General features: G+C 72.4%; 15 protein-coding genes. 6 read left to right on the forward strand and 9 right to left on the reverse strand.

All coding sequences use genetic code 11. The features are described 5' to 3' along the window. The 4 genes from OG570_RS36585 to OG570_RS36600 form a co-directional block, all read right to left on the reverse strand. Nucleotides 1–1,056, reverse strand: coding sequence for a hypothetical protein (locus OG570_RS36585; RefSeq protein ID WP_326953429.1), 1,056 nt, complete (start codon nucleotides 1,054–1,056; stop codon nucleotides 1–3). A 9-nt stretch (nucleotides 1,057–1,065) separates the two neighbouring features. Continuing rightward, complete coding sequence (locus OG570_RS36590) at nucleotides 1,066–1,656, reverse strand: hypothetical protein (protein ID WP_326949444.1); 591 nt, start codon at nucleotides 1,654–1,656, stop codon at nucleotides 1,066–1,068. Between the two features lie 27 nt (nucleotides 1,657–1,683). Beyond that, the gene (locus tag OG570_RS36595; protein ID WP_326949443.1) at nucleotides 1,684–2,118 is read right to left on the reverse strand and encodes an XRE family transcriptional regulator; all 435 of its coding nucleotides are present in this window, start codon (nucleotides 2,116–2,118) and stop codon (nucleotides 1,684–1,686) included. Between the two features lie 460 nt (nucleotides 2,119–2,578). Continuing rightward, complete coding sequence (locus OG570_RS36600; RefSeq protein ID WP_326953430.1) at nucleotides 2,579–4,711, reverse strand: discoidin domain-containing protein; 2,133 nt, start codon at nucleotides 4,709–4,711, stop codon at nucleotides 2,579–2,581. Nucleotides 4,712–4,930: 219 nt separating this feature from the next. On the opposite strand from OG570_RS36600, the gene OG570_RS36605 reads away from it, so the two are divergent. Beyond that, the gene (locus OG570_RS36605; protein ID WP_326949441.1) at nucleotides 4,931–5,863 is read left to right on the forward strand and encodes a DUF1996 domain-containing protein; all 933 of its coding nucleotides are present in this window, start codon (nucleotides 4,931–4,933) and stop codon (nucleotides 5,861–5,863) included. Beyond that, nucleotides 5,860–6,429, forward strand: coding sequence for a DUF305 domain-containing protein (locus OG570_RS36610; RefSeq protein WP_326953431.1), 570 nt, complete (start codon nucleotides 5,860–5,862; stop codon nucleotides 6,427–6,429). Before OG570_RS36605 ends, OG570_RS36610 begins: the two co-directional genes overlap by 4 nt. Before the next feature lie 402 nt (nucleotides 6,430–6,831). Here OG570_RS36610 and OG570_RS36615 read toward each other — a convergent pair whose 3' ends face one another. Next, on the reverse strand, nucleotides 6,832–7,881 hold the full coding sequence (locus tag OG570_RS36615; RefSeq protein WP_326953432.1) for a LacI family DNA-binding transcriptional regulator: 1,050 nt from the start codon (nucleotides 7,879–7,881) through the stop codon (nucleotides 6,832–6,834). A 165-nt stretch (nucleotides 7,882–8,046) separates the two neighbouring features. Between OG570_RS36615 and OG570_RS36620 the strand changes: the two genes are divergently transcribed. The 4 genes from OG570_RS36620 (at nucleotide 8,047) to OG570_RS36635 (ending at nucleotide 10,871) form a co-directional block, all read left to right on the forward strand. Continuing rightward, nucleotides 8,047–8,445 carry a hypothetical protein gene (locus OG570_RS36620; protein WP_326953433.1) on the forward strand — a complete coding sequence of 133 codons (399 nt, stop codon included), beginning with the start codon at nucleotides 8,047–8,049 and terminating at the stop codon, nucleotides 8,443–8,445. Nucleotides 8,446–8,470: 25 nt separating this feature from the next. Next, nucleotides 8,471–9,577: a sensor histidine kinase gene (locus OG570_RS36625; RefSeq protein WP_326953434.1), complete on the forward strand. Its 1,107-nt coding sequence runs from the start codon at nucleotides 8,471–8,473 to the stop codon at nucleotides 9,575–9,577. Continuing rightward, on the forward strand, nucleotides 9,574–10,182 hold the full coding sequence (locus OG570_RS36630; protein ID WP_326949436.1) for a response regulator transcription factor: 609 nt from the start codon (nucleotides 9,574–9,576) through the stop codon (nucleotides 10,180–10,182). Before OG570_RS36625 ends, OG570_RS36630 begins: the two co-directional genes overlap by 4 nt. 68 nt (nucleotides 10,183–10,250) lie before the next feature. Beyond that, the gene (locus OG570_RS36635) at nucleotides 10,251–10,871 is read left to right on the forward strand and encodes a mycothiol-dependent nitroreductase Rv2466c family protein (protein ID WP_326949435.1); all 621 of its coding nucleotides are present in this window, start codon (nucleotides 10,251–10,253) and stop codon (nucleotides 10,869–10,871) included. A 3-nt stretch (nucleotides 10,872–10,874) separates the two neighbouring features. On the opposite strand, the gene OG570_RS36640 is transcribed toward OG570_RS36635, so the two are convergent. The 4 genes from OG570_RS36640 to OG570_RS36655 form a co-directional block, all read right to left on the reverse strand. Further along, nucleotides 10,875–11,636 carry an NPP1 family protein gene (locus OG570_RS36640; protein ID WP_326953435.1) on the reverse strand — a complete coding sequence of 254 codons (762 nt, stop codon included), beginning with the start codon at nucleotides 11,634–11,636 and terminating at the stop codon, nucleotides 10,875–10,877. A gap of 206 nt (nucleotides 11,637–11,842) precedes the next feature. Beyond that, a complete protein-coding gene (locus OG570_RS36645) occupies nucleotides 11,843–13,198 on the reverse strand; it encodes a rhamnulokinase (protein WP_326960262.1) in 1,356 nt (451 codons plus the stop codon). Between the two features lie 44 nt (nucleotides 13,199–13,242). Continuing rightward, nucleotides 13,243–14,664, reverse strand: coding sequence for an L-fucose/L-arabinose isomerase family protein (locus tag OG570_RS36650; protein WP_326953436.1), 1,422 nt, complete (start codon nucleotides 14,662–14,664; stop codon nucleotides 13,243–13,245). Between the two features lie 19 nt (nucleotides 14,665–14,683). Continuing rightward, complete coding sequence (locus tag OG570_RS36655) at nucleotides 14,684–16,702, reverse strand: bifunctional aldolase/short-chain dehydrogenase (RefSeq protein WP_326953437.1); 2,019 nt, start codon at nucleotides 16,700–16,702, stop codon at nucleotides 14,684–14,686.

A 16,702-nucleotide genomic window follows, 5' to 3' on the forward strand; every position in this document is an offset into this window, starting at 1 on the left:
TCACCCGGTGGTGCCGCTCCGGTAGGCCTGCGCGATCGCCCGCAGCCGCGCGACGTCCGCGGCGAACGGTTCCGCACCGGCGACCGGCGGCGCGGTCTCCCCCGGCTCGTCCGGCAGGTCGCGCACCAGCCGCGCGGCCGCCGGCGCCGCCAGCTCCGGCGTCACCCCGGCGAGGATCAGGCCGTCGTTGGTCTCGCTCATCGCCGTCAGCAGCCGTTCGCGGCGCGACGGGCCGCCCGGGTCGATGCGGACGATCTCCGGGAACCGGCGGGTGAGGTGCTCACGCAGCGGCCGCAGCACACGCAGGGTCCGCGCGTCGCGGCGGCCGGCCGCCAGCCCCGGGATCGACGGGATCGTCAGCCCCAGCACGATCAGCAGCACCGACACGGCCGGGAAGCCGACGTCGAGCGCGCACGGCAGCGTCGAGAACGGCCCGGCGCACAACGCCTTGGCCGGGTGGTCGGCCTGCAGCGCCTTGATCGTCGCGACGACCTTCCCGCCGAGGTAGGCGACGGCGAACGCGGACGCCAGCAGCAGCAAGGCGAGCCCGGCGCGCAACGCGCCGCCGCTCGCCCGGATCGTCACCGCCGACACGATCCCGATGTCGAGCACCGCGAACCCGAGGTAGACGGTGTAGGCGAAGACGTACACGACGAGCGTCGGGTGGGTCCGGTACAGCTCGTCGAACAACCCGAGGCCGCGTGGCAGGTCCGGCGTGCTGAAGAACATCACCACCAGCAGGGTCAACGCCGTGGCCAGTGCGACGAGCCGGGTGCGCCGGCCGCGGTCGCGGGTGCCGCTGATCTCCGCGACGGTCAGCCCGATCCCGTAGGCCGCGACCATGGTCGCGAGGTTCGAGAGCAGCCGGCCGAGGCTCGGGTACAGCTCGCTCTCCAGGACCTGCGCACGATTGGAGAGGAAGCAGAACGCCGCGCCGAGCGCGATGAGCGAAACGGCGAGCCCCGCACCGGCGCCGGTCCGTCGCGCCCGCACGGCGCGCCAGATCCCGACGGCCAGCGCGAAGAGCCCGACCCCGAGGAACAGAATGTCGATCACGGGACCGGACTATCCCAGCAGCGCCGCCAGCCGCCTCGCCTGGTCCGCCGCACGGCCGGACGCACCGGGCTGGACGGCGAGCGGTTCGCTCGTCGCCGCGCTCATCAGCAGCACGGCGATCAGTTCGGCCTCGTACTCGTCGCGGCCGCTCGTCACGCGCGTGAGCAGGTGCGACAGCGCGCGCGGCGCCAGATCGGGGGCGAGCTCGGCGGCTTCGGACTCCGACATCAGGCAGCTGCCGGTGTGCGCGCACAGCATGTGGGCGAGCTCGTGGGCGATGATGTGGTCCTGGTGCAGCGCCGACGTGTGCTCGGTGTAGGCGATCAGGTCGTAGGCCGGGCGGGCCTGCCAGGCGCCGGACGGCTGGCCGGGCCGGTACTCGACCGGCACGAGGTCGATTTCGCGGCCGCGCCACGCCTCCAGGCCGTCGACCCAGCGGTTCATCGACCACGGCCGCGGCAGCGGGACGGCCGTGAGCACCGCCAGCACCCGGGCGCGGGCCCCGGCTCGCAGCTTCGTCAGGCCGTGCGCGTCGATGGGCCCTCCCCGCTGAGCGGGCGCCAGCCGGGTGCACCGGGGCGCGATCACGGACGACGTCATCGTAGCCGACCGTTCACCGCACGCACGTCACTCCGGCTTCCGGCGCCGGCCCTCGCGGCGGCGGGTCTCGTCGTAGCTGCCGAGCTGGTCCATCAGGGCGGTCACGGTCTCGCGGTCGCGCGGCGAGAGCTGCATCGCCCGCTGCGCCATCTTCCGGGCCTCGCCGTCACGCCAGGCCACGACGTCCTCGACCTGCTTGTCGACCTCGCCGGCCACCTCGTCGTCGAAGAAGTAGGTCACCGGCACGCCGAAGAACTGGGCCAGCGCCTGGATGTGGGAGCGCTTGGGGTCCTTGCGCGCGCCAACGGCGAGCTGCTGCACGTGGGTCGCCGACATCGTGACGCCGGTCTGCTCCGCGACGCCGTGCGCGATCTCCCGGTAGGAGTAGGGCTTGCGGTCCGGCGGGTGCACGGTCGCGATCAAGTGCGCCAGCCGTTCGGCGAAACTGCGCTCCTCGCTCACCGCACACCACCCTCAACCGTGAAACGTGACAACAGCCAGCCTAGCTGTCCCGAAAACTTGACACAGCATGTACCGGAAAGACTACGATACCGACGGTAGGTGTTTCGGAAACGGAACACCAGCCCGGGCCGGCTCGGCGGCCGCGAGGTGACTCACGTGGCCGCTGGGGGTGGCCACGCGCCGAACCCGCGGCCCCGCGCCGGCCCTCTTCCGTTCAGTGCGCGCCCGCCGGCTTCGTGAGGTCGTCGCGCAGCCGTGGCAGTTCGACGACTTCGCGGTCGAAGTCTGCGGCGGGGCGGAGCGCGACGATCAGGCCGCCCAGCGCGGGACGGCGGCACGATAGGGGTCACGGTGTCCGCCGTGGCGGACCATGCAGTGTGGCGCGGCAAAGTGCCGCCGTCCCCACGGATCCGACGGCAGTGGCCCCTCCCGGCACGGGAGGGGCCACCACTAGCTGTCGTCAGCTCCGGTAGACGCCGAACTCGTACACCGAATACCCGTACGCCGTCCCGCGCTGGGTGGCGTTCACCCGCACGTACCGGGCGGTGGCCGAGACCGCGAGGTCGTCGGCGCCGCCGTCACCGGTCGTGGTGCCGTAGACCGAGCGCCAGTTCGTCCCGTCGTCGCTGACCTGGATCTCGTACGCCTTGCCGAACGCCGACTCCCAGACCAGCTGGACGTGGTTGAACGCCTGCCGGCTGCCCAGGTCGACCTGCAGCCACTGCGGGTCGGCCCACGCGCTCGCCCAGCGCGTCGCCTGGTTGCCGTCGGTCGCGGCCTGCGGCGGGTAGGGCGCGCCGGGACCGTCGGCCTGGTAGGTCGACGCCGTGGTCGCCGCGCCGCGGGCCAGGTTGGTACCCGGCACCGATGGTGCGACCACGCGCAGCGAGCGCGTCTCGATGCCGACGTTGCCGTGCCCGTCGCGGGCGTAGAGGTAGATCTTCCAGACGCCGAGGTCCTGCGGCGCGGTGACGGTGAACGTGCCGTTGCCGGTGAACTGCGCCGGGATCAGGCCGGCCGCGTTGTTGATGTACTTGCTGTTGTAGCCCATGGTGTAGGTGATCGGGTCACCGTCCGGATCGGACACGTTCGCCGTCACGGTGAAGGTGCCGCCGGCCGGGACGTCGGTGGTGCGGCTCAGGTTCATCGACGAGATCACCGGGGGCGTGTTGCCGCCGGTCTGTCCACTGTAGATCTTGCGGACGGCGTACCAGGACAGCCGCTTCTCGTTGCCCGTGGTGATGTTGAACCAGACGCCGCCGAAGTCGCCTTCGCTGCCGTAGTGGAACAACGTCGCGCCGAGCGCCACGCCCGGGTGGGCCAGCACGCAGTTCCAGGCGTTCGTGTAGCCGTCGCGCTTCTGCTGGTCGGTGGGCTCGGTCGGGACGCCGTTGACGTCGTTCGGGACCTCCCACTCGCCGGCCGGGCCGGTCTCGGTGATGATGTAGGGCTTCGTGTAACCGCCGTTGATCCAGTCCTGCTTGACCTGGCAGACCTGCGCATACGAGTTCACGGAGTACAGGTCGAGGTTCGGCGTGTAGGCCTTGTAGTACGGCCACGCGCCGGTCCAGGCGTCGGTCGAGGTGACGGGGTGGTTGGCGTCGATCGCGTGGATCGCCTGCGCGGCCTGGTCGACGAACCGGGCGTAGGCGATGCGGTTCTGCTCCAGCAGCGTGCCGGAGTAGCAGTTCTGCATGCCGAGGATCGACTCGTTCCCGACGTTCCACATGAGCACGCCGGCGTTGCCCTTGTAGGCGTTGACCCACTTCTGGATCTCGCCGAGCATCGTGTTCTTGTAGGTCGTGTCGGTGGTGTAGTCGACGCAGCCGCCGCTGCCCGGCCCGCCGCCGGGCTGCAGCCAGAAGCCGGCGACGACCTTGATCCCGTTGGCCGCGGCGGCGTCCAGCAGTGGCTGGCTGCTGCCGTCGGTGCCCCAGGTGCGGACGGTGTTGACGCCGATCGAGTGCAGCTCCGGCATCCGCGACGCGGCTTCGCTGACCGGCGGGCCCCAGGTGAGGCCCTTGACCGTCCACGGCTGGCCGTCGACGCTCAGCTGCCAGTTGCCCTGGCTGCCGGTCACCTTGGTGACGCCGGGGCCGCCCGGCGTCGTCGTGCCCGGGGTGCCGCTGACCTGGAACTCCCAGAGCGAGTAGCCGTAGCCGCCGACCCGGTGGGTGCCGTAGAAGCGCACGTACCGGCCGTGGCCGCTGACGGCGAGGTTCTGCACGCCACCGGTCGCCGTCGTCGTGCTGTAGATCGAGGTCCACGACGACGCGTTGTCGGACACCTGGATCTCGTACGCCGTCGCGTAGGCGGATTCCCAGTTCAGGGTCACCTGGCTGATGTCGGCGGCGGCGCCGAGGTCGACCTGCAGCCATTGCGGGTCGCTCCAGGCGCTGGCCCAGCGGGTGCCCGCGTTGCCGTCGACCGCGGCGGACGCCGGCGTCGACGCGCCTTCGCTGCTGGAGGCGGTCACGGGTCTGCCTTGGGATAACAACGTCGCGGCGTGTGCCGGGGTCGGGCCGGCTAGCAGGCCCAGCACCAGCAGGACCACGAGTGCCGGGACGGCACGAAGGGGCAACGGTCGGTCCACGATGACTCCCGCGCGAAAAAGGGGACGGAGGTTGGAGAGCGCTCTCCGGCACGGCCGATCGTTCGTCACGGCGGCCCGCGTTGTCAAGCTTCCCGTCTGGAAACGGACAATGCCCGTCCGCGCCGGGATGCGGGTACTCCTTGACAGGGTGGCAGCACGGTGCGCATGCTCTTGGAGAGCGCTCTCCCATTCCTCAGGCACCCTCACCGTGGAGGACCCTTGGCATCGAAAGCCGCGCTCCTCGCCTGCACCGCCGCCACCGTGCTGGCAGGCGCCTTCCTGACCGCGGCGACGTCGTCGCCGGCCGGAGCCGACAACCTGGTGACGCACCACGAGTTCCAGGTCAACTGCTCCCCCAGCCACCACCAGCCGGACGACCCGATCGTTTTCCCCGGGCTGCCCGGCGCGTCGCACGACCACACGTTCATCGGCAACAAGACCACCAACGCGGCCACGACGACCCAGTCGCTGCAGGCCGCGGGCGTGGGCAACACGACCTGCCTGGCGCCCGACGACCTGTCGGCGTACTGGTTCCCGACGGTCTACAACGGCAACCAGGTGATCCTGCCGAACTTCGCGCAGGTCGTGTACTACAAGTCCGGCATCCTCGACTACACCAAGGTCGTGCCGTTCCCGCCCGGCCTGCGTTACGTCGCCGGGACGGTCACGGCGACGCAGGACCAGTTCCAGAACGCGCCCGGCGCGATCGAGGGCTGGGAGTGCGGGGACAGCTTCCACAACTGGGACATCCCGGTGCAGTGCACGCCGGGCAGCCAGCTGAACATCCGGTACCAGGCCCCGAGCTGCTGGGACGGCGTCCACCTGGACTCCGCCGATCACAAGAGCCACATGGCCTACCCGGACAAGACGACGCTGACGTGCCCGGCCGACCACCCGGTCGCGGTGCCGATGCTGGAGTTCAAGATCGCGTTCCCGGTCAGCGGTGACATGTCCGGCGTCCACCTGGCCAGCGGGCGCGGGTATTCGTGGCACTACGACTTCTTCAACGCGTGGGACCCGCCCACCCTCGCCGCGCTGGTCACGCACTGCATCAACGGCGGGCTCCAGTGCGACCCGCGCGGGTTCGACCTCTACAAACCGGACCGCGGCACCGTCCTCGGTCCGAACTACCGGCTGCCCGGCCGGCCGTGAGGCGGCGGACGCCGGTGGTCGCGGCGGTGGTGGTGGCGATGTCCATGGGCGGGTGTGCCACCACCGCCGTGCCGGCGGCCCCGGCGCCGCCGCCCGGCCCCGGGGCGGGTTCCGGCTCCGGGGCGTTCAACCCGACCGACATCGCGTGGTTGCAGCTGACCGTGCCGATGACGGAGAACGCCGTCACCGCGGCCCACCTGGCGGCGGACCACGCGGCGAGCACCGCCGTGCGGTCCGCCGCCTCGGCGCTCGAGCCGGCCCAGGACGGGTTCCTGACCCGCCTGCGGGCGGCTCGTGACCGGGCGGGGTTGCCGGCCGGAAACGTCCACAGTGGACACCAGATGCCGGGGATGATCACCGAAGCCGACCTGGTCGCGCTCCGGACCAGCCACGGTGGCGACTTCGACCAGCGGCTCGTCGCGTTGCTGCGGGCGCACTCGAAGCAGATCGTGGTGCTGGCGAAGGGCGAACAGACCGCGGGCGCCGACCCGGCGACCCAGGCGCTGGCCCGGGACCTCGCCACCGCCGCGACGCGCGAAGCGGAGGTCCTGGACCGGACGAGCTGACCGGAGACCGCCGCCCGGCCCCACTGCCGGGCCCCGGCCGGCCACGGGAGCGGCTCGGCCGGGAGCGCGGACTCCGGTGCAGGTACTCGGCGACGAGTGACGGCAACCCGTCACTCGTCGCCGAGTTGCCGTCGTGCCAAGGTCCCCCACCGCCCGACCCGCGTACCCGGAGGGTCGACTCGCGTACCTGGAGGGTCGGCTCACGTACCCAGGGAGTCGGCTAGCGTGCCTGGAGGGTCGGTTCGCGTGCTTGGAGGGTCGACTCGCGTGTCTGAGGAGTCGACACGTGTGATTGGAAGGACGACACGGCAAGGCGAACTCGGGCAGCGTGTCGTCCGGCGGAGTTCGCGAGCCGACCGTCTGGGTACGTGGGCCGACTGGCTGGGTACGTGGGCCGGCGGGTCAGGCGGAGTCTCGGACCACCAGTTCCGGGTCGAAGATCACCGATTCTGCGCGCAGCGTGGGGTTCGCCATGCGGTCCAGGACCATCCGCGCCATCGCCGCGCCCATGGCCTCGACCGGCTGGCGGATCGTCGTGAGGCGGGGGCGGCAGCTCAGCGCGACGCGGCTGTCGTCGAAACCGATCACCGCGATGTCGTCCGGGACCCGGCGCCCGGCGTCGGAAAGCACCGACAGCGCGCCGTAGGCCATCAGATCATTGGCGACGAACACGCCGTCCAGGTCCGGCTCGGCCGCCAGCAGCCGCTCCATCGCGAGCTCGCCGCCGTGCTGGGTGAAGTCGCCCTCGGCGACGGCCACGTACGCGTGGCCGTGGCGGGCCATCGCGTCGCGGAAGCCCGCCAGCCGGTCGTGGCCCGCCGGGGTGCCGCCCGGGCCGGCGATCGTCGCGACCCGCCGGCAGCCGCGGGCGACGAGCCGGTCCGCCGCGATCCGGGCGCCGTCCTGGTGGGCGACGTCGACGTAGCAGACCGGTGCCGGGCGGGCGGGCCGCGCGAACAGCGCCGTCGGGACGCCCGCCTCGGTCAGCATCAGCGGCAACGGGTCCCGGTCGGGGGCCAGCGAGATCAGCAGCACCCCGCTGACCTGCTCCTGCCGCAGCTTCGCCACGAGCGACGCGCGTTCGTCCTCGCTGTCGACGAGCATCAGCAGCGGGTGCCGGCCGTGCGGGCGCAGGTGCGCGACGACGCCCTCGACCACCCGGCCGAAGAACGGGTCGCCGAACACGCCGCCGGTGAACGCCTCGGCGTCGACGTGCCGCTCGGGTTCGGACACCACCAGCGCGATCCCGCCGGTGTGCCGCGTGACCAGCGACCGCGCGGCCCGGTTCGGCACGTAGCCGGTGTCGGCGATGGCGCGTTCGACGGTTTCGCGCAGCTTCGGGTCGACGTTGCGCACGCTGTTCACCACCCGCGACACCGTGGCGCGCGAGACGCCGGCGACCCGCGCGACGTCTTCGAGGGTCGGTGGCGCCGGAGGCGGATGCGTCGTCACCCGTTCTTTGTAGCACCTGTGAGAGCGCTCTCCCAGTCCTGGGCCGACAACACGATGACAAATGTCATGAGCGCCCGGTGCGGGACGGCACTGCCCGCCGGGAGCCCGCGCGACGAGCATTTCCGGGGCAAGCAACTCCGTTCCGCACTCCCCGGGGAGAACACCGTGACCGTCCAGACCACCGCGCCGGCCTTCCGCCGCGTGCTCGCCCTCATCGGCACCTACCTCGGCGTCAGCGTCCTGACGCTCGGCGCGATCGTCCTGCTCCGCGACCACCCCTCGATGGTGACCGACGCCGTCTGGGTGCGCGCCACGATCGTCGTCGCCAGCGCGCTCCTGACGCTCTCCTTCGCCCGCCGGGCGGCACGCGGGTCGAAGAAGGCGTTCCTGCGGCTGCGGATCGTCTCGGGCGTGATGCTGGTGGCGATCGCCGTCATCGTCGCGCTGCCGGGCGCGTTCCCGGTGTGGCTGCGGCTCGAGCAGGCGGTCTGCGGGCTGCTGCTGCTCGGCGTCGCCGTGCTGGTGAACGGCCGCGAGCTGCGGTCGCGGTTCGCGGCCCGCTGAGGCCGGGCGCGGTAGCGTGCCGCTGATGAACGACTCGACGGCGCCCGCCGACGCGCAGCGGTGGGTGCACGGCTGGCGGCGGCTGGTCCTCGACGCGGGCCTGCTCGCCTTCCCGATCGTCACGGTGCCGGCGGTGCTGGAGCACTCGAGCGGCGCCGCCGCGGTGGCCGGCTGCGTGATCGTGGCCGCCTTCGCCGTCGCCTACGTCGTCGGCGCCGTCGCCGCCGCCCGCCGCACCTGGCGGCGGTACTGGGTGTCCCTCGGCGTCTGCACGGTGCTCTTCGCCGCGGCGCTCCCCTTCGCCCACGGGGAGGCCTTCTTCCTCGCCGCGGTCGTCGTTTCGCTGGTCGCGCCGCGCATCGGCCGCTACGCCCCGGCGCTGGGTGCCGTCGTCGCGCTGGCCGCCGTCCTGGTCCCGTGGGCCGTGCCGTCGTGGCGGGCCGAACCGGGCTGGCCGCAGGCGATCGCCCTGTTCTTCACCGTGCTCGTGGTCTACGCCTTCGCCGAAGCCATCCACGCCAACATCGCCCTCGTCGAGGCCCGCGCCGAGGTCGCGCGGCTGGCGTCGGAGGCCGAGCGCACCCGGATCGCCCGCGACCTGCACGACCTGCTCGGCCACTCGCTGACCGCGATCACCGTCAAGAGCACGCTGGCCCGGCGGCTGCTCGAGACCGAGACCGCGCGGGCCGGCGAGGAGATGGCCGCCGTCGAGACGCTCGCCCGCCAGGCGCTGACCGACGTCCGGGCCGCCGTGTCGGGCTACCGGGACGTCACCCTCGCCGGGGAGCTGGCCCGCGGCCGCGAACTGCTGCGCGCGTGCGGGGTCACCGCCGACCTGCCCACCGCCGTCGACGTCGTCGGCCCGGACCACCAGGAGCTGTTCGGCTGGGTCGTGCGCGAAGGGCTCACCAACGTGGCCCGCCACGCCCGCGCGACCCGCTGCGCTGTCACGCTTTCCGCGTCCTCGGTCGAGGTGCTCGACGACGGCGTCGGCGGCGCGACCACCGAAGGCAGCGGGCTCGCGGGGCTCCGCGAACGGGTCGCGGACGCGGGCGGGCGCGTCGAAGCCGGGCCGGCAAGCCCCCGGGGCTGGCGGCTGGCCGTGTCCCTGACCCCGGTGGAGGTGCCGTGACCATCCGGCTGTTGCTGGCCGACGACCAGGAGATGGTCCGCCAAGCTCTCGGCACCCTCCTGGACCTGGAGGACGACTTCGAGGTCGTCGCGTCCGTCGGGCGGGGCGACGAGATCGTCGCGGCCGCACGGGAGCACCGGCCCGACGTCGCGCTGCTCGACATCGAGATGCCGGGCCTCGACGGGCTGGCCGCCGCGGCCGTGCTGGCCGCGCAGGTGCCGGACTGCCGCGTCGTCATGCTCACGACGTTCGGCCGCGCCGGCTACCTGCGCCGCGCGATGGAGGCCGGGGCGGTCGGGTTCGTCGTCAAGGACGCGCCGGCCGACGCCCTCGCCGACGCGATCCGCCGGGTCGTGAAGGGCGAGCGCGTGGTCGACCCGGCGCTCGCGGTGGCGACGCTCGCCGCGGGCGAATCCCCGCTGACGGCACGCGAACGCGACGTCCTCATCACCGCGCGGACCGGCGCGACCGTCGCCGAGATCGCGTCCCGGCTGTACCTGTCCGAAGGCACCGTGCGGAACTACGTCTCCGCGGCGATCACCAAGACCGGCGGGCGCAACCGCGTCGACGCCGTCCGGATCGCCGACGACCGCGGCTGGCTCTGATTGGCCCGGTCCGCTGACGTGGAATTGGATCTTCTGCCGGGCCGGTCGCCGGGCTTAGCGTGCGGGGCGTGACCGAAGTGAAGACCGTCGACCTGTGGTTCGACCCCGTGTGCCCGTGGGCCTGGATCGGCTCGCGGTGGCTCCTCGAAGTGGAACAGGTGCGCGACGTCCGGACGCGGTTCCACGTGTTCAGCCTGGCCGTGCACAACGAAGGCCGCGAAGTGGACGCCTGGTACCGGGAGTGGCTCGACGAGCGCTGGGGCCCGGCCCGCGTCGCGCTGGCCGCCGAGCGGGCGCACGGCAACGACGTCCTGCGCGGCTTCTACACCGCGTTCGGCACCCGCGTGCACCGTGACAAGGCGCCGGTCGACCGGGCCACGCTCGAAGCCGCCCTCGCCGAGGCGGGACTGCCCGCCGCTCTCGCGGACGCGGCCGACAGCAAGGAGTTCGACGCGGATCTGCTGAAGAGCAACCGCGCGGCGCTCGACCCGATCGGCGAGGACCTCGGCGTCCCGGCCCTCCACCTGCCCGGAGACGACGGCGCGGTGAACGCGTTCTTCGGCCCGGTCGTCAGCCCGGTCCCCCGCGGCGAGGCGGCCGGACGGCTGTGGGACGGCGTCGTGCTCGTGACCGGCACGGCGGGCTTCTTCGAGCTGAAGCGCGGCCGCGGCCGGCCGGTCACGAGCTGAGCGTCAGGCGTTCTCGTCGAACGGGATACCGCCCGGCTTGGCCTTGCCGAGGTTTCCGTTGAACTGGCCGTCCTTGATGCCGAAGGTGGCGCTGCCGAAGTCGGCGGCGACGAGCTTGTCGCGGAGCCCGGCCGGGTAGCCGTCCCAGCCGACCAGGGTCGGGTACTGCCAGACGCCCTTGTGGTTCTCCGGCGGGTCGTCGTTGCCGTTGGCCGAGCGGAAGCAGTGCGTCGAGCCGCCGTCCTTGTGGTAGACGACCTTCGCGTGCGTACCCTCGAACAGCAAACTCGCGCGGTCGTGCACCGCGAAACCGCCGTGCTGCGACGTCGCGACGTACTCGACCTGGTTGTCCTTGACCCACACGACGATGTGTTCCCAGTCGTTGCGGTGCCCGGCGCTGCCGGGGCCGAGCGAGGCCTGGTCCTTCTCGAAGTAGAGCGTGTACATCACCGCGCACCAGCCGTTGTTGCACTTCTGGCGCGAGTAGGAGTTGGTGTTGTCGAGGTCCCAGGAGTCGCGGCAGTGGCCGTTGGTGTCGCCGCCGAGGGACAGGCCGGGCGCGATCGTCCCGTCCGGGCCGATCGCCGGGGTCGGGTAACAGCCGTCCTTGTCGTAGTCGAAGGCCGGCTGGAAGGTCTTCTCGAAGTCGCTCGCGCTGGCGGGCAGGGCGCCGGGCGGGTCGGCGAACGCCGTCGCCGGGAAGGCCACGGCGAGGCCCAGCGCGGCGGCGGCCACAGCGGCCAGGGTGCGGGATCGGTGCGCCATTACGTACTCCCTCGGTCGCGGTCGGCACTGTTCCGACGTCAGCGTCACCAGGTCACCCGGGGTCCGCAACGGTACTCGCGGGGAGTATGCCCGCCGAGGACCGTCGCAAGGGGACGAACGCGCACTCCTGCCCCGTCCACCGGCACGCCAGACCCACGGTCGTGAGTGGTAATGAGGGTTAGAACCCTCATTACCACTCACGACCCTCAGCCGAGCCGGGACTCTGCGGCGGCCCAGTCGGCGCGGCCGGAGGGTTCGTAGCGCTTCAGGGTCTGGGTTTCGCGGACCAGGGCGCGCATCGACGGCAGGTCCGGGAGGTCCTCGCCCAGGGCTCGGGCCTGGACCAGGACGTTGCCCAGCGCGGCCGCTTCGACTGGGCCGGCCAGGACCGGGACGCCGCACGCGTCCGCCGTCAGCTGGCACAGGAGTTCGTTGCGGGCTCCCCCGCCGACGATGTGGACGACGTCGAACGAGCGGCCGGAGATCGCCGCGGCTGCTCGGAGCGTGCGGCGGTGGGCCAGGGCCAGACTGTCCACAATGCACCGGACGACCTCGGCCGGTCGCGACGGCGGGCGCTGGCCGGTGGCGCGGCAGGCCGCCGTGATGCGGGCGGGCATGTCGCCCGGCGGCAGGAACGCGGGCGCGTCGATGTCCACGACCGCCGCGAGGGCCGGGGCTGAGGCGGCCGCCGCCAGCAGGTCCGGGAGGTCCGTGCGGGACCACGTCCGCAGGGTCTCCGACAGGACCCACAGGCCCATCACGTTGCGCAGGAACCGGATCGTGCCGTCGACGCCGCCTTCGTTGGTGAAGTTCGCGGCCAGGGCCGCGTCGCCCAGCTCCGGTTCGGGCAGCTCCAGCCCGGCGAGCGACCAGGTGCCGCAGGAGATGTACGCGAAATTGCTCCCGGGTGACGCCGGGACCGCGACGACGGCCGACGCCGTGTCGTGCGAGCCGACCGCGATCACCGGCACGCCGGACAGCTCCCGCGCCGGGCCCACCACCGTGCCGGGGTCGCGCAGCGGTGGCAGCAGCCGCGGCGGGATGCCCACGCGCGAAGCCAGCGAAAACGCCCAGGTCCGCGCGCGGACGTCGTAGAGCTGAGTGGTCGACGCGTTGGTGCGCTCGGCGCCGATCTCGCCGGTCAGCCAGTAGTTCAGCAGGTCCGGGATCAGCAGCATGGTGTGGGCCGCGGTCAGCCGGTCCTGCTCGGACACCAGCTGGTACAGCGTGTTGAACGGCAGCTGCTGCAGCCCGGTGACGTCGTACAGCTCACGGGCGGAGATCGACGCGGCCACCTTCTCGGGCACGCCGTCGGTGCGGGAGTCGCGGTGGTGCACGGGGTTGCCGAGCAACGCGCCGGAGGCGTCGAGGAGCCCGTAGTCGACGGCCCAGGAGTCGATGCCGATGCCGTCCACCGCGCCGGCGTCGCGGATCCCGGCGAGGGTCTCCCGGTACAGGCCCAGGACGTCCCAATAGAGCAACGGCCCCGCCTGGACGCCGCCGTTGGGGAACCGCCGGACCTCCTCCAGGCTCAGGCGGCCCGGTCCCGCGGTCCCGGCCATCACGCGCCCGCTGGACGCGCCTAGGTCGACGGCCGCGACCCGCGTCACGCCCGCACCACGGTCAGCTCCAGCCCGAGCAGGTCCGCCACCGCCGTCAGCTCGGCGACGCGGTGGCCGGTGCCCAAGGCCCAGTGGTGCGCGATGCCGCTGGCCGACCACGCGTCGGTCCACTCCCCCGGGTCGCACCCGAAGTCGACGCGGGACGTCGTGTTGCCGATTCGCAGCAGCGGCCCGGGCACGACCGTGCCTTCGGACGCGACGAGCGAGAACGTGCCGTCGAGCGCCTGCGCCAGCCCGCACAGCGTCACCGGCCCCTGCTTGACGTCGAACTCGACCGAGACGCCCCAGCCGCGCTTGCCGTGGTAGACGCCGAGGCCGCGCAGCAGCGGCTTGCGGGCGCTGATGCCGAGGTGCGCCGGGCCGTCGTGGCCCATCTCGACCACGTTGTCGCGGAAGTTCAGCGCCTGCAGCTCGGTGAACGAGCCGCCCGCGCCGAGCCGGTCCATCAGCAGCATGGCCAGGGACGTCCGCAGCTCGTACTCGCCGACGGCGGGGATGCCGCGGGCGGTGAGCAGTGACGCGCCGAGGATGAACCCGGCGCCGACGCGCTCGTGGGTCTCGCCGTCGAGGCCGCGATGGTAGTACGCGAGGGAGTCGAGGGAGAAGTCCTCGACGAGCCGGTCCAAAGCAACAGAAACGCGAGCGCCCCAGGCGAAGTCTTCGTCCACAACGGACTCGTCCACTGTGAACACATCGCACGCCAGGGCGACGCGGTCGGCCGTCTCGCTTTCGGTCACCTTCTCGACGCGCACGCGCAGATCGTCGATCTCCAGGATCTCGACGTGCCCGCCGAGCTGGGCGGACACCAGCGTCGGATCGGTCGAAACGTCCATCATGCCCGGGTAGAGGTGCCCGAGCAGGCCGTGGCGGCCGTTGCGGAACGCCGCGCGCACACCCGCCGCCTTGATCCAGCGCTCGATCCGCGTCCAGGCGCGCGTGTCTTCCAGGTACCCGGACACCGAACGGAACTCGACGCCGAGCCGGCGGAACGTGTTGGCCATCTCCGGCAGCGGGCAGGCGCCGCAATAGGCCAGCCACGCGCCGGTGTCGAAGGACTCGTGGTCCATCGCCTCGGTGGGCTGCAGGTTCAGCAGCAGCACCGGCGCGCCGGACCGCTGGGCGACCGGCGCCAGCATGCTGGAGGTCAGGTACGTCGTGAGGAAGCCGATGATCAGGTCGCAGCCGGCGACCCGCAGCTCCTCCGCGGCGGCCGCGCCCTCCTGGGCGTCCGACACGAACCCGACGTCGACGACCTCGCAGTCCATTCCGGACAGTCGCTCGGCCACCCGCCGGGCGGACGCCTGCAGCTGCGGCAGCAGCTTCGGGAACTGCGGCCAGTACGCGCCGAGCCCGCCCGCGACGAGCCCGACGCGGGTCTTGCGCGGCGTGATGCGGTCGAGGGTCATCGCTCTCCTTCAGCCGGGATCAACGCAGGAACGCCGCGGCCACCCCGGCGTCCACCGGCACGTGCAGGCCGGTGGTGTGGGTCAGGTCGCCGCCGGTGAGGGCGAACACCGCCGCCGCGACGTGCTCGGGCAGCACCTCGCGCTTGAGGATGGTGCGCTGGGCGTAGAACTCGCCGAGCTTCGCCTCCTCGACGCCGTACACCGCGGCGCGTTGCGCGCCCCAGCCGCCGGCGAAGATGCCGGAGCCCTGGACGACGCCGTCCGGGTTGACGCCGTTGACGCGGATGCCGTACGCGCCGAGCTCGGCGGCCAGGAGCCGGACCTGGTGGGCCTGGTCGGCCTTGGCCGCACCGTAGGCGACGTTGTTGGGGCCCGCGAACACGGCGTTCTTGGACGAGATGTAGACGATGTCGCCGCCGTTGTCCTGGTCGATCATGGCCTTCGCCGCGGCGCGCGCGACGAGGAACGAGCCCTTGGCCATGACGTCGTGCTGCAGGTCCCAGTCGCGTTCGGTGGTCTCCAGCAGCGGCTTCGAAATGGACAGCCCGGCGTTGTTGACGACCAAGTCGATCCCACCGAAAGCCAGTACGGTCGCGTCCACAGCCGCCTGCACGGCGTCGGCGTCGGTGACGTCCGCGGTGACCGCGAGGCCGCCGATCTCCGAAGCCACCTCTTCGGCCGCCGAGGTGTTCAGGTCGGCGATCGTGACGCACGCGCCCTCGGCGGCGAGCCGCAGCGCGATGGCCTTGCCGATTCCCGAGCCGGCGCCGGTCACCAGGGCGATCCGCCCGGCGAGGGGCTTGGCCTTCGGCATCCGCTGCAGCTTGGCCTCTTCGAGGGCCCAGTACTCGATGCGGAACTTCTCGCTCTCGGCGATCGGGGCGTACGTCGAGACGGACTCCGCGCCACGCATGACGTTGATCGCGTTGACGTAGAATTCGCCCGCCACCCGGGCGGTCTGCTTGTCCTTGCCGAAGGAGAACATCCCGACGCCCGGGACGAGCACGATCGCCGGGTCGGCGCCGCGCATCGCGGGCGAGTCCGGGGTCGCGTGCCGCTCGTAGTAGGCGCGATATTCGTCGCGGTACTCGGCGTGCAGTTCCTTCAGCCGCGCGACGACGTCCTCCAGCGACGCGGTCGCCGGGAGATCCACCACCAGGGGCCGGACCTTGGTGCGCAGGAAGTGGTCCGGGCAGGACGTGCCGAGCGCGGCCAGCGGCGCGAGCTTCTCGCGGGCCAGGAATTCGAGGACGGCGTCGCTGTCGGTGTAGTGCCCGACGACGCGCTGGTCGGTCGAGGCGAGCCCGCGAACCACCGGCGCGAGTGCGGCCGCGCGTGCACGCCGCTCAACCGACGGCAGGGCCTCGAAGCCGGGGACGACGGGGCCGAACGGCTCGGCGGAACCCCGTGCGGCCAGGAACTCCTCGGCCGTGCGGATGATGTCCAGGGAGTTGCGCTCGCACTCTTCCGAGGTCGCGCCCCAGGCGGTGATGCCGTGGCCGCCGAGGATGACGCCGATCGCCTGCGGGTTGGCCGCCTTGACGGCCGCGATGTCCAGCCCGAGCTGGAAGCCGGGACGCCGCCAGTCGACCCACGCGACGCGGTCGCCGAAGCACTCCTTGGTCAGCGCGGCGCCGTCGGCCGCGGTGGCTAGCGCGATGCCGGAGTCCGGGTGCAGGTGGTCGACGTGCGGGGCCTCGACGAGCCCGTGCATCGCGGTGTCGATCGAGGGGGCCGCGCCGCCGCGGCCGTGCAGGCAGTAGTCGAACGCGGCGACCATCTCGTCTTCGCGCTCGACGCCCGGGTAGACGTCGACCAGTGCGCGCAGCCGGTCCAGCCGCAGGACCGCGAGCCCGGACTCCTTGAGCGTCCCGAGGTCGCCGCCGGAGCCCTTGACCCACAGCACCTCGGTCGGCGCGCCGGTGACCGGGTCGGTGAGGTCGCCCTTGGCGGAGGTGTTGCCGCCGGCGTAGTTGGTGTTCCGCGGGTCGGCGCCGAGCGCGTTGCTGCGCGCTACCAGGTCCTCCGGCACGGTCAT

Source organism: Amycolatopsis sp. NBC_01286, assembly GCF_035982555.1.
In the GTDB taxonomy this organism is placed as follows: domain Bacteria; phylum Actinomycetota; class Actinomycetes; order Mycobacteriales; family Pseudonocardiaceae; genus Amycolatopsis.